We start from the raw sequence: 13,292 nt of genomic DNA, 5'->3' as shown, positions 1-13,292 counted from the left end.
TCACATGTTTTTACTTTGTTTTGGTTTGTTCTGGTTATTAGTTTACAAAACATAATAATACAGAGTTATTTCTTATGTTTCGAGGGAGCAATATAATGAATTTGAGGGTTACAACCGATATAATTATAAACAATCAAAATGCGCCACTTAAAAAATGACGCATTTTATATTAATTAATAACTTTTTATCTGTTCAAATCTGAGAAATAGAGACCGTAGAATATTTCTTTACGGAATAAACTTACACGGCTGCTCTCTCTCTATGATTATTCTTCGTGATTCTGTCACATATAGCCTAAGGAAAGATCCACCACTAATCGTATATATTCTGTTTCCAAATAACTGAAGGTCCATGTAACCATTATTTTGATCAAAATTATATATGACAATCTGTTGTTTTGGATAGAGTTCTTCTAAATTAACAGCCATTTTCATAGATTGACCAATAATATGAATAAGCCTGTTTTTATCATTTATACTCAAATAGCTGGTATTCATTTCATATTCGCGCGGATCTAATCTAATGGCATAATATTTATCCGATTGATCATTTACAATTTCATTGGTAAGAGTAGCCAATCTACCATTGGGAATAAAAATGGTATCAGGGCTTTCCTCTTTGGATTTAAAGTTTTCACTTGCTTTTACGGAGCCTTCTACTGTTAGCTTATCGTCCATATTAGCTTCCATTCCCATTCCGAAGGATAGGTTTTTCCAATTAAAGTTTAACCCATCAAACGTTTCATGTTGAGAGCCATAAAAATAATATTCATCCTTTTTTACAGCTACCAATCTACTTTCTGGTTTATCTACAATACCTGATCCCAAAGAATTGTCTGCAATTAATAAACCTGATCCTGTATGTATTGTGAATTCTGAATTGAGCTGTATCCCATTCTGAGCCATATAATTCCATTGCTGAATATTTGCACCGGAAAAATCTCCGTCTGTCCAGAATTTATACCAGGTTTTAGACCAGCCTCCATCAATTCCTTTTCTCATTTTCAGCATGGGAATCCCGGAACCATTCATCCCTGTCTGATTGGCAAATGCTAATTGATAAGATGAATCTCCTGTAGAGGCTGTTGTCCCGTCAAAAGGTGCGTAAGTCATTACTCCTGCATAATTTCCAGCTGCTTTCAAACCTGCACTCCCTGCATTTATAAAATCAAATCTGACTCTTCTGCCGGTTGAATTGGGTGCAATATCATCCGGATTTCTTGACCCGTCTCTTGATGTCACAAAAAAATTGGTAAGATTAACCGAATTATTTCCGCTTATCTCTAATTTTTGTCCTCCTTCAATTTCAGGATCTACATTGAGTTGAATCTGATTTTTGTTTACGGCATGCGTTCCCAGTGTTCCATTTGGGATAACAGGACTTTTTGTAAAAGTATTGGTATTTGTAAAAGTCTGATTACCGTTAAGTGCCGCATAATTGGTTAACTGAGAATTCAAAGATACTTGTGTTACATACCCTGATGAATTAAAGTTTCCTTCGTGGAATATCATCCATGATTTAGATCCATCTGCACTTTCAACCCGAGGATCCAGCTCATTATTTCCTCTATTAATATAAACACCACCGCCGGCTTTTTTATAGATCTTACTGTCACCATAAAGATTAATTCCAGTATTATCTTTATTAAAATTAATATTTCGCTCTGAATAAACTCCCTTGACATCGAATGTATAGAGGGAACCTGCTCCCGGATAATTGAATTGAGTATTAGTAGTTGTTTGAAATACCATATTGGGCAAAACTGTATTTCCCAAAAGCAACATATTTCCCTGAGAACTGAATACCTGACTTCCCATCAGGCTATTTGAACCCAATGCCGATATATTACCATTTAAAATTCCGTTCTGGGAATATCTGAGATAAGCTCCGTTATCCTGGTTTCCCGGAACTCTTAGTATAACCTGGTCTCCATTATTTCCATCCCATGATGTAGACAATAATTTTTTCTGAGCATATGAATCTCCAACTGTAATTAAATCAGATATTGCCCCATTAAAATGGATGGTTTCATTCTTAGCATAGAAGGCTTCTTTTATTTTGGAAAACACCGAGCTGTTTACTTCATAAATTTCTGCAAAAGCTAAGCTGAATTCCATTGCGGTATTCGGACCTGTAACATATACGTGACCTCCATTTGAAAAACCGGTTCCGGTTCCACATATCACTGCTCTCACATAAGTTTCCCATTTTCCAGTCCCGGCTTTTGATGTTAACCAGTTGACTGAAGCATTGGCTCCCATGTAATTTTCAGCATTATTAAATGTATATCCTACAGGAAGTTTAGCCATAAATTTTTGAATAAATACGGCATTAGCTCTTGCAATAAATCCAATGATAAATCCGCCTAGTCCCGGATCAGCTCCATTCCCATTGTAATTGAACCTTAGCTGCATTCCTGATCTATTCGGAAGATTAGCGGCAGCTTCTCTGGTCATCGTTACATTACCATTGCCGGCATTATTATAAATAGCGATATTATTGCTTCCGTTTCTGAATTCCTCATCTCCATATAAAGGATAAGCTCCCTGCAATGCGAGATTCAGTAAAGAGATTGGTCCCATCTGTGGATTGGCTACTGATGATCTGTTCCATCCGGAATATATCGTATTCTGAAAACCTACCGTTTTGGTAGAATCTATGGTCTGCTCTGAATTTCTATTAATATACTCTGTACTATCTAAAGACCCGTCAGCCTTTAAAAACTGGGCAGCTGTACCGCCCGTGACTTTATAGCCTTTAGAAGTATTATAATATGCGTATTTTATATCCATGATTAAAGATCTTTACGGGTTACTGTGATGGAAACAGCATTAGGTAAAGCAGAATCAAATTCAATGTCTATTTTATTTTGATCGGTTAATTTTACTCTACCATCAATTCTGTAAAGGGTCACCGTATCATACATTGTAACATCTACGTTTCTGCTCCCCAGATTGTGTGCGATACTTGCAGTACCGGAAATAGAAGTAGTGTATGATCTTGATGTATTACTTCCACCTGTTACTCTACCTTTAGCATCTACTGTAACCTGATTATAAGTTCCCGCCGTTACCCCTGTTGCAGCTAATGTCAGCGCTCCGGTAACATTTGCTGAACCGTCAAAAGTTGTTGTCCATGCAGCATCACCTGTAGCAGAAATTGTTCTCGGTGTGGTTAGTTTGGCAGCAGACCCGGTTGTATTGATGGATGCAGTACCTGTTAATAATGTCGCAGGAACGGCAATAATAGGGACTGTTACATTTCCAGAACCATCAATATTCTGTGCTGTAGCGGTAACTCCGGAAAGGGTAATCGTTCTCACCGTAGACCATTTTGTAGCAGAAAGAACATTTTTCGCTGCGTCTGCCGTATTATCTACGTTACTTAAACCTATATGGGATTTGTTTAAGACTACAACACCTGTTATTCCGTTTACAGAATCTACAGCTCCGGAGGTAATATATACGAATGCACTTCCCGTCCATCGGTAAGTTTTGTTCGTATCAAGAGATACATAGATTTTACCAGTTTCTCCGGCAATAAGGGTAGTATAAGATGCTTCTTTGTAAAACTTCTCGTCTGCAGCTTTATAATATCCTTCTAAAACATCATCCACATAAGATGGCAATTGAGATGCAGGAACCAACCCGGATCCATCTAATGTTGCCACTCCATTTGCGGCGCCTTTTTGTAATAACGGGATATAATTAGCTAAGTCCGATGAGGTAGGCATAGAACCCAGATTTACGGTAATTCCGTTGGCTGTCTGAACAATTCCTGTCACCACATTCCCTGTTCCTGAAGTAGTGACTGGTAAAGAAAATGTAGTTCCGGCTAGTGTCAAGCCATTTCCTGCACTATACGTTGTATCCGTAGCGACTAATGTGATTGTATTTCCAGACTGGTTAATTGTCATATTAGCACCAGCAGAAAGGGTAACATCACCTGATACCAAAGAACCTGATGCACCACCTTTCAGACGGGTAATAGTGTCTGGTGTTGTGAATGATCGGTTTGCCGAGAGATCATAAGAAGTACCGTTAATTGTTAAAGTTCGTGTTTTGGGTACATAATCTAGCGGATTTAAATTCCCGTCATGCCAAAAAGAACTGATTGCTCTGGTGCCACCACCGGCGGTTAAAATATCATTGTCTGTTTTTCCTTCTATTTTATACCCTACTGAGCTTCGATAATAAGCGTATTTAATGTCCATAATTATATTTTTTTGATTGTTATTTGGATGATGTTTGGTGGTACTGAATCAAATACCACTTCTATAGTATTGTTGTCTATTCTTTTTACTTTGAGAGGAATTGTAAACATGGTAACTGTGTCGTAAGCATCCATCACAAAGCTTAATGTATCCAGATCATGTTTTATTCTGGCGTCACCTCTTATTCTCTCTTCATATCTTATTTTTTGGGAATTCGCTGCATCTTCTATGGTTTTAATTTTACCATATACCACATCATTAAACTGGTTTTGATAAGTGACAGCACCCCAATTCGAATAGCTTCCGGCTAGATGAACTTTATCATCTGATATGCTTGTGATCATGGTGTCTTTAAGCAATTCTACCTGAGCTCTGTTTTCTTTGATATAGTCTACAATTTCCTGAAGGGTGTCAAGGCTTACATCATTAGAAATCAGCATTCCATTAATTTTTGTAATATGCTCAAGCAATTCATCATCTTTTGTTTGAAAAACATTTACAATTTCTCTGATCTGCTCTTTTGTATAGACGTTTCCTATCTCTCCATTTCCGTCTATAGTAGCTGCTAAATTGATTTTTAGTTTTTTCTTCCATTCTTCTACATGAGCTGTAGTAAGATTGGATGCGTTAAGCTTTGCCAGCACTAAATTATGTGCGTTCTGATCTTCAAGATGGTTTGTAAAGGTTGCGACAGAAAGCGTTTTTTGAAAAGCTTCCTGCAAGCCTGTTACCTCATCCATTTTGATTTTTTCATCTAAATGCCGGAACGAAGAAAAGGTTTCCTTAAACTGGTCTTCTGTAGGAATATCTCCTTTTTCGAACCAACTGAAAATTATGTTTAATGGTGTACTCATTTGATTATTGAAATTAGTTTTGATAAAATTGATTCGGGAAATACCTATATTGTTGATAGGTCAATCGGCTTGATTGAAATTTTTGAATAACTTTTGACTATATCCCTACTCCATCAACCTATAAATAAGTGAATTATTGATATGTCACCATCGCAGGAGCCATTTATATTGCCAATGTTTTGTAATTTTTTTGACATGAAGAACATCACTTACATTTCCCCTTACTCTCTCAGAATGATATTGTTCTGTAATTACAATGCTCAAAATTCATTTTTTTAAAATTCATATCAAAGTTTTTTGACCTCCCTATTCTGTAGTTGCAGCAGACCATTCTTAAAAGTGATCAGTATTATGTGAGTTATCAGGTAAAATATTATCGTAAACTTTTGTATTTTTAGGACAAAATACATTTTCTGCTTGCTCAATATAAGCGCAGCAAGCATCCACCCTATTATTTATTCATGAAAAAATTAAACCCAAGTTATTTCGAATTTTTCTTTTTCAGATATGGAATCATTGTTGTTTTTGTTCAGATAGTTTCCATATCACTACATATTTACCTCAAAGAAGAAGACCTTGTTTATCTGGCTATTCCAGCTATTTTATGTGTTCTATTTCTACTATTTATCTGTTCATCAGAATATCGGATTCTGAGAAAAAATCTTCCTCCTGCGAATGTTTTTCTAACTGATAATAGTCTTATCATTAATGAAGTTTCTTATTCTTCCGAACAAATTGAAGAAATTAGCTATATGTCTGTAAGAAATACGCTGAACAAATTCCCGGACTATTTTTATGAAATTAAAACTATTGATGGCGTATATTTTTATTTTCTGGATAAAAGGATGAACTGGAAAGGTGAGTCTCCTACAATGAAGTTATTAATTGCTAATCCTCTATTCTCTTCAAAAACAAAGGAAAAAGGGCAATCCAGTGAGGGATTTTCAGCATTTCACAAACAGGATAAATTGTAAAAATTTATATCAGATACCTATTTCTTTTATTTACCTTTGTTAAAGACCTAAATTTTCTCAATCATGAAGTTAGAATTATATCAAATAGATGCGTTTACAGAAGAGATTTTCCATGGCAATCCTGCCTGTGTTGTTCCTTTGAAAAGTTGGTTACCCGATGAGATTCTTTTAAAAATAGCCCGTGAAAATGCCGTCGCAGAAACAGCTTTTTTTATAGACAATGGGGACAGCATTCACCTGAGATGGTTTACTCCGGAAATAGAAATGGATTTATGCGGACATGCAACCCTTGCCACGGCTCATTGTCTTGCTTCCATTTTAAATTATGAGAACACCAGAATCGTTTTTGAAACCAAAAGCGGAGAATTGACGGTAGATGTAAAAGACGGATTTTATTATATGGATTTTCCATCAAGAATGCCTGAAGCGTCTACTCTTCCAGATACAATTTCCAAATCACTCAATATACAGCCTAAAGAGGTCTTCAAATCGAGAGACTATGTCCTTGTATATGAGTCTGAAGAAGAGGTAAAGAATATCCAAGTTGAAAGATCTATTCTTGACCTCATCAATCTGGATCCGGGTGGTGTAGTTGTAACTGCTCCAGGGACTGACAGTGATTTTGTTTCCAGATATTTTACACCGCAGTCATCTATTCTTGAAGATCCTGTGACGGGTTCTGCACACTGCTCACTTATTCCGTTTTGGGCGGAAAGATTAGGAAAAGATCAGCTTTTTGCCCGCCAGGTATCGGAAAGAGGTGGTGAACTTTATTGTGAAAACAGGAATGAAAGAGTGATTGTAGCAGGTAAAGCAAGAACTTATTCCAGTGGATATCTATGGATAGAGTAATGTGGTCTTGCATGGCTGCATTTTAAATATTAAGCTTGATTAGTACGACTAAAAGTATATATAAACAACAACGCCACTTATTTTTAAGTGGCGTTGTTTTGTAAAGATGATAAACTTAAAAAGTCTAACTATTATTCTGTTTTATCGTCTACCTTTTGATTATTTTCGCTGTTTTTATGAGGTTATTCACTAACTTCACGTTAATCTGATAAACTCCTGATAATACTCCGGAAAGATCTATATTTCCTTTTGTATCATTGATTTCTTTCGTAAGTATTGATTTCCCTGCTGTATTGTACACTGTTACCGAAAGAATCTTTTCTTCAGACGAAATGGTCACAATATCCTGCACAGGATTTGGATAAACTCTCAGCTGATTTTCCTGTATTGAAACTTTCTCAGCAGCAAAGTTATTTACCGGAGGTGTTACATTATTTACAGGACAGGCAATAGCTCTAAAAATCTTACTCTGAGTATTTGTACCATCTCCTAGCTCTCCTCTGCTATTATAACCGGAAATCCCCAAAGCTCCATCAATACTTATAGCAAGGGTATTTTGAGCTCCTGCTTCTATACTTTGCCAATCTGTAGCAGTCCCAATACGCATTGGTGTAGATCTGTTCGTCTCTGTTCCATCCCCTAACTGTCCCGTTGTATTATCTCCCCATGTCCAAAGCGTTCCATCTGTTTTGATTGCGATAACGGAGCCATTTAAACCGGTACGAATATTTCGCCAATCTGTTGCTGTTCCCACTTGTGTTGGAGTATTTTTTGAAATGGTGGTTCCATCTCCCAACTGCCCTTTTGCATTATCTCCCCAGCCCCAAAGTGTACCGTCTGCTTTGATTCCCATCGAATAAATACGTCCCACATTAATATCTTTCCAATCCGTGGCTGTTCCTATTTGAATAGGAGTAGTACTGGCTGTTAAAGTTCCATTTCCCAGTTGTCCTTTGGAATTATCTCCCCAAGCCCAAAGTGTCCCATCTGTTTTGATGGCAAGAATATGATTTCCTCTTGATGCAATATTTATCCAGTCTGTTGCTGTTCCTATTTGTACAGGTAAGGTTTTACTAACGGTGGTTCCATCTCCTAACTGTCCATACTTATTATTACCCCAAGTCCAAAGTGTTCCGTTAGACTTTACGGCTGCTATATGAGCCTCACCTACTGTAATATTTACCCAATCCGCTCCTGTTCCTACTTGTGCCGGTATATTTCTGCTGGTTGTTGTTCCATCACCTAATTGTCCATCATAATTCCGTCCCCATGTCCATAGTGTTCCATCTTCTTTGATTGCGGCTGAATAAGAAAGTCCTGCCTTGATGTTCATCCAGTCTGTTCCTGTTCCTACTTGTATTGGTGTATTTTTGTTGATAGTAGTTCCATCTCCCAATGCTCCATTAGAGTTATCTCCCCATCCCCACAATGTTCCATCTTTTTTTAATCCCATAGAATGATATAAACCAATGCTTGCACTTTCCCAACAACCATTATCACCTACAGGAAGTGTCGTAAAGGAACCTCCCGGCATCCAGACCACCTGGCTGAAACCACAGTCAGAGGAAACCCACCAATAGTAAGTGTTGTTGGGTAATAAATTGGTTAGATTTGCAGTTGTAGAGACAGTTGTATTTTTATTCCCTTCAGGGGCAGGATTTGTACTGTAAATATATACATAGCCTTTACTAGGAGTCTGAGCTGCTGCTGTCCAGCTAATAGTAGCTGTTGAAGAAGTAATATTTGTTACTGCCAATTGTGTTGGAAGAATACATACTTCAGGACAAGCAATAGAAACAAAAGTATTTTTATCATTATTAATCATATTCGTAGTTGTAGTCCCATCACCCAGCTGTCCTTGACTATTTTTACCACAAGCTTTTAAGGACCCATCGGTACCCTTTACAAGAACATGATTTTTTCCGGCATATATTTCCAGATTATCTAAAGAGGTACCTACTTGTACAGGAGGACCTACATTGATTACTTCATCTGTTCCATTTCCCAGCTGTCCATAATAATTATATCCCCATGACCAAAGTGTTCCGTCTGTTTTTGTTGCAAATGTATAACCATTTTCCGCGGCTATATTCAGCCAGTCTGTGGCGGTTCCTACCTGCATTGGAGTTTTATTTGAAACAGTAGTTCCATCCCCTAATTGCCCATAAACATTCGTGCCCCATGTCCATAATGTTCCATCTGTTTTTACGCCTACAGAATATCCACTTACAGCATCAATACTTTTCCAGTTCATATCTGTCCCGATTTTTGTTGGGATTGATTTTTCCGTAGTGGTCCCATCTCCCAATTGCCCGCTAAAATTCGATCCCCATCCCCATAGCGTTCCATCTGTTTTAATTCCTAATACACTATTGTATGCAGCATTTACAGTTTGCCAATTGGTATCCGTTCCTATTTGTATTGGAGTTTTTTTGGAAATGGTAGTCCCATCTCCCAGCTGCCCATATTCATTACGTCCCCATGCCCATAATGTTCCATCTGTTTTGATTCCTACCGTAAAGAATTCTCCTACACTAACACTTTTCCAGTTGGTAGCTGTTCCGATTTGTGTTGTAACTCTTTTTGAAATGGTAGTTCCATCTCCTAATTGTCCATATTCGTTACGTCCCCATGCCCACAATGTTCCATCTGTTTTAATAGCGAAGGTCTGGCTTGCACCGGCACTTACTATTTTCCAATTGGTTAACTTCCCTATTCGGGTCGGGGCATTTCTGCCATTCACATTCAGGTCCGCCAATTCTCCTGAGAAGTTAACTCCCCAGCCCCATAGCGATCCATCTGTCTTTACCCCTACGGAATGTTCTTTTCCTACACTAATACTTTGCCAGCACTGGGCAAAAGATTGTAAACTGATGAATACAAATAATAAAAATGTTTTTTTCATATTTTAATGTTGTGATATTTTCCTACTCGTATAGCTTTTCGGTTACGCTTCGTTTTAATGGTTTCTGAACTCCATATCATAAGTCATTTGAACACAAAACAATTTTGCGATCAGATAATTTCACCTTTGGTCAGTAGAAAATGATCAAATAAAGCCTATGTGACTTATTGATTTATAGCGTTAAAGAAATTTTGATAGATTAAAGTTGTATTACATTGCTGGAAACAATGAGTTTTGACGTATTCCAGAGAATAAGTACAGGTAATTCCGTTCATGATTTGATTAGTTTTCTGGTTATTTTTTAGTTTTTATTATACAAACAATATCATATATTAAAATAAAATGTATTATTTATTATAAAAATACATTTTTATTGAAAATATTCAAAAATAAAAGGAAATAAAAAGAATTTTTTATGATCGAATCAAATTCAAAAGATTTTTCCTCTAAAAATTCTTCAAAAAACAGCATCTTTCAAAAGAAAACGCTAAATATTCCGTTTAATTCTTAAATTTGGCTAATGCGAAAGAATCTTTATTTCATCATTTTATCATTATCTCTTACCAGTTGCTATACTTATCAGGTAAAAAAGCAACCAGATCCTGAGACCAACAATAAGCAGGCATCCCAAAGGAGCACACCTTCTTTTAATAACACTGCTGCACCCATGAAAACGTTAACGGATGAACCCAAAGCTCTAAATATACAGCAAACGCCTGTTCCAATCAATATTCAAGACAAGCTTACGCCTAATAAGAACGTTAAAATTGATGTTGATGGCAGAAGCTATAAAATAATAGTTGACAGATGGGAAAGTGACAGCCTGGTTGCTCACCCGGTTGGTAGCCCTAAAAAAGTCCTGAAATTCCATAAGAACCAGATCAATGCGGAGAAAATTGCCGAAAAGCGTTTTTCACAGCCTATCGCTGATATTATTACCGTTACTGCTTATGCCGGAATTGGTGCTTTAATCTGGTATCTTGTCCGTTAATTTTTATAAGTTATCTGCTTTGTGGATTGAATAGAATTATGATTATTTTTATAATCAACCAATAAACTAAAACCAAGTGCAAAATTTTAAACATTTGAACACTGCAAAATCATTTGTCCGTAATTCATCAATTACAGGAAAGAGCAGTTTTAATAAACCTTTACGAGGATTAAACTTCAATATATTAACGACTTTCCTATTGGTATTGAATGTTTTATTCAATAATTTGTCAGCAGCCAATCCGAAAAGCTTTACCACTACAAATGTGACATTTACCAGCTCAGGAATATCTCTTTCAGGAACAATTTTCAAGCCTGATCATGCTACTGCTGCGGTAGTGATCGTTCATGGTTCCGGACAGGAAAAAAGAATGACAGAGTTTGCAACGCTTCTGGCTGATAATGGTATTGCTGTTCTTACTTATGATAAACGGGGAGTCGGGGAATCCGGCGGAGTGTATGCAGGACCGGAAGTGGGAACCAACAATGTGGATGCCTTTAATCTTAACCTGCTTTCTTCAGATGTAAGCTCTGCTGTAGATATACTCTCTAAAGATTTACAAAATAAAGTACCCATCGGACTGATTGGGGGCAGCCAAGCCGGCTGGATCATTCCTTTAGCTGCTCAAAAAAATAAGAAAGTTAAATTTATGACAATCTTCAGCGGAGCGCTTATTACTGTAAAGGAACAGCTTCGTTTTCAGTTTTACACCAATGGAGATTCCAATTTCTGGGATACTCATACTGAAGATGATGCAAGGAAGCACATTATGACAGACCCTGACCGATATGAGTTTGAAGATACAGATCCCAACAAGACTCTTGCTGAGTTGTCTATTCCGGGATTATGGATTTTTGGAGGAAAAGATATTCAGGTTCCTGTAAATCTGTCTATTGAGCATCTGAATCAGTTAAAGCCTAACAAGACAAATTATGAATATAAACTGTATCCGGCTCTAGGACACAATACTGCATTTTCAGATTCCAAAGAACCTGTAGAATACGCTATAGCATGGATTAAAAACAGAAAATCATCAAAATAATATAGCACAGCTATCATCAAAAAAACCTAATCTCCGAAGTCCCCCTAACTTTGGAGATTTTTATTTTCTGACAGACAAAAACACTATAAAAGTGTTCACGAGATAGCTGTACCCCATTCTAAAGTGGCTATAGGTACTTATCTAACCCTCTGGAGGGACTTCCTAAGGGGCTACACCCCCTTGATGAACGGGTTCTACCCCCTTAGGTAAGGGGGTAGAGCCCCTTGTCTAACGGTCTGTAACCCCTTATCGAACTGGCTCTATACCGTTGTTGAAGGGCGTACAGACAGTTGTTGTACTACCTGGAGGGGGTTACCTAACGGGATATGGTACTTTGAGATAGCAAAAGGTAGCGACAAAGTCGCTGATGAAGCAGGATGAAGATGTGATTGTTTGGTTTAAACCACATAGAAACATAGGATTATAGCTACTAGCGAGTTGTTTTCTATGGATCTATGTGGTTTAAAAAAAGTATTTGACCACTATGATTATGTTAAAAGAATATCTTTGGCTTTTATTCACTTCTTAATTCTGCTATTTCTTTTACCAATTTGGGATACATCTTCTGTAGATCGGCACCTCCTTTAGGTTTTCGGTTCATCTCCCGGCTCATGCTGTCATAATGATTATCAGGATAAAGTTCGTTGACGGTATCTCTGATCTCAGATTCATCTTCATTATCATGATTTACTGAATATGCTTCATCAGATACATATAGCAGCCCTTCTGCCCAACAGTCCCCAATATTGAAACTATACTTTCCACTGACAAATGCCTGGATATCTTTTTTAATATCTTCATAGAACTCCTTCCCTTTCAGCAGTAGCCAACAGCGGAAGTAAATGAATCCGTCATCCGAAAGATAATCGTTAAAAGTGTAATTGCCATTTTCGGAAGTGAATTCACATTCAAGAATGATGGATAGTTCTGCTATTTCAGCGGTGTAGAGTTCGCTCAGCTTTTCCTGAAGGGTCTTTTCAAAAAGAATCAATCTTTCTTTTCCAGATCTGGAAAGATATGTTGTCAGGTTTTCCAGATGTTCATCGATATCATATTCGCTCCAATGGGCGTTTTTGTATTTATTTGATTTTTCGATGGCTTCCCAGAAATAGATATCTGCCTTTTCAGCTTCGGAGAGTTCTGTTTTTTGTGGTATTTCGGCATTTCCGAGGATTTCGGTGTATCCTTTTTTGGTTTTTTGACTGATCAGTTTTTCAGACTCTCGGATACATTCATTTTCATCTGCGAATTCTTTAATGGTTTCACGTCCTTTAGTGCCTGTCTTACCAAAAACTATTTTTTGTGTGTTTCCTTCATATTCAATATTCCAAAACTTGTCTGAGACTCCGTTTTGATTGATAAGATTCCTTTTCATAGTCTATAATGTGGCTTATGGATTTAAGGGAATGAAACTACAAAAAAATAAGGACCTCAGCTATTTTCTTCAGTTTTATCTTCACA

The 13,292-nt window shown here is 37.1% G+C and carries 9 protein-coding genes; 4 read left to right on the top strand and 5 right to left on the bottom strand.

The window, feature by feature from the left end:
* Positions 1-227 precede the first annotated feature (227 nt).
* The 3 genes from BBI01_RS02115 to BBI01_RS02105 are packed head-to-tail and all read right to left on the bottom strand — an operon-like array spanning position 228 to position 5,067.
* Complete coding sequence (locus tag BBI01_RS02115; RefSeq protein WP_065393034.1) at positions 228-2,792, bottom strand: hypothetical protein; 2,565 nt, start codon at positions 2,790-2,792, stop codon at positions 228-230.
* A gap of 2 nt (positions 2,793-2,794) precedes the next feature.
* Positions 2,795-4,213 (bottom strand): phage tail protein, encoded by a 1,419-nt coding sequence (locus BBI01_RS02110; protein ID WP_065393033.1) that lies wholly within the window; start codon positions 4,211-4,213, stop codon positions 2,795-2,797.
* Between the two features lie 2 nt (positions 4,214-4,215).
* Positions 4,216-5,067, bottom strand: a complete 852-nt coding sequence (locus BBI01_RS02105; protein WP_065393032.1) for a hypothetical protein — start codon at positions 5,065-5,067, stop codon at positions 4,216-4,218.
* A 461-nt stretch (positions 5,068-5,528) separates the two neighbouring features.
* Between BBI01_RS02105 and BBI01_RS02100 the strand changes: the two genes are divergently transcribed.
* Both BBI01_RS02100 and BBI01_RS02095 read left to right on the top strand, forming a co-directional pair.
* Positions 5,529-6,041 (top strand): hypothetical protein, encoded by a 513-nt coding sequence (locus BBI01_RS02100; RefSeq protein ID WP_065393031.1) that lies wholly within the window; start codon positions 5,529-5,531, stop codon positions 6,039-6,041.
* Between the two features lie 63 nt (positions 6,042-6,104).
* Complete coding sequence (locus tag BBI01_RS02095; protein ID WP_065393030.1) at positions 6,105-6,893, top strand: PhzF family phenazine biosynthesis protein; 789 nt, start codon at positions 6,105-6,107, stop codon at positions 6,891-6,893.
* A gap of 148 nt (positions 6,894-7,041) precedes the next feature.
* Here BBI01_RS02095 and BBI01_RS02090 read toward each other — a convergent pair whose 3' ends face one another.
* Positions 7,042-9,798, bottom strand: a complete 2,757-nt coding sequence (locus tag BBI01_RS02090) for an RCC1 domain-containing protein (RefSeq protein WP_065393029.1) — start codon at positions 9,796-9,798, stop codon at positions 7,042-7,044.
* Between the two features lie 520 nt (positions 9,799-10,318).
* Here BBI01_RS02090 and BBI01_RS02085 point away from each other — a divergent pair.
* Positions 10,319-10,789 (top strand): hypothetical protein, encoded by a 471-nt coding sequence (locus BBI01_RS02085; protein WP_065393028.1) that lies wholly within the window; start codon positions 10,319-10,321, stop codon positions 10,787-10,789.
* Between the two features lie 94 nt (positions 10,790-10,883).
* The gene (locus tag BBI01_RS02080; RefSeq protein ID WP_228393920.1) at positions 10,884-11,831 is read left to right on the top strand and encodes an alpha/beta hydrolase family protein; all 948 of its coding nucleotides are present in this window, start codon (positions 10,884-10,886) and stop codon (positions 11,829-11,831) included.
* A gap of 514 nt (positions 11,832-12,345) precedes the next feature.
* On the opposite strand, the gene BBI01_RS02075 is transcribed toward BBI01_RS02080, so the two are convergent.
* Complete coding sequence (locus BBI01_RS02075; protein WP_065393027.1) at positions 12,346-13,206, bottom strand: DUF4240 domain-containing protein; 861 nt, start codon at positions 13,204-13,206, stop codon at positions 12,346-12,348.
* Positions 13,207-13,292 lie beyond the last annotated feature (86 nt).

Source organism: Chryseobacterium artocarpi (genome assembly GCF_001684975.1).
Lineage (GTDB): Bacteria > Bacteroidota > Bacteroidia > Flavobacteriales > Weeksellaceae > Chryseobacterium > Chryseobacterium artocarpi.
Note: the sequence above shows the minus strand (reverse complement) of the source record. Positions and strands in the feature narration are given on the sequence as shown.

Excerpts from the sequence above, each read along its gene's own strand:
- BBI01_RS02115 (WP_065393034.1), bottom strand. The coding sequence starts at position 2,792 with ATGGATATAAAATACGCATATTATAATACTTCTAAAGGCTATAAAGTC.
- BBI01_RS02110 (WP_065393033.1), bottom strand. The coding sequence starts at position 4,213 with ATGGACATTAAATACGCTTATTATCGAAGCTCAGTAGGGTATAAAATA.
- BBI01_RS02105 (WP_065393032.1), bottom strand. The coding sequence starts at position 5,067 with ATGAGTACACCATTAAACATAATTTTCAGTTGGTTCGAAAAAGGAGAT.
- BBI01_RS02100 (WP_065393031.1), top strand. The coding sequence starts at position 5,529 with ATGAAAAAATTAAACCCAAGTTATTTCGAATTTTTCTTTTTCAGATAT.
- BBI01_RS02095 (WP_065393030.1), top strand. The coding sequence starts at position 6,105 with ATGAAGTTAGAATTATATCAAATAGATGCGTTTACAGAAGAGATTTTC.
- BBI01_RS02090 (WP_065393029.1), bottom strand. The coding sequence starts at position 9,798 with ATGAAAAAAACATTTTTATTATTTGTATTCATCAGTTTACAATCTTTT.
- BBI01_RS02085 (WP_065393028.1), top strand. The coding sequence starts at position 10,319 with ATGCGAAAGAATCTTTATTTCATCATTTTATCATTATCTCTTACCAGT.
- BBI01_RS02075 (WP_065393027.1), bottom strand. The coding sequence starts at position 13,206 with ATGAAAAGGAATCTTATCAATCAAAACGGAGTCTCAGACAAGTTTTGG.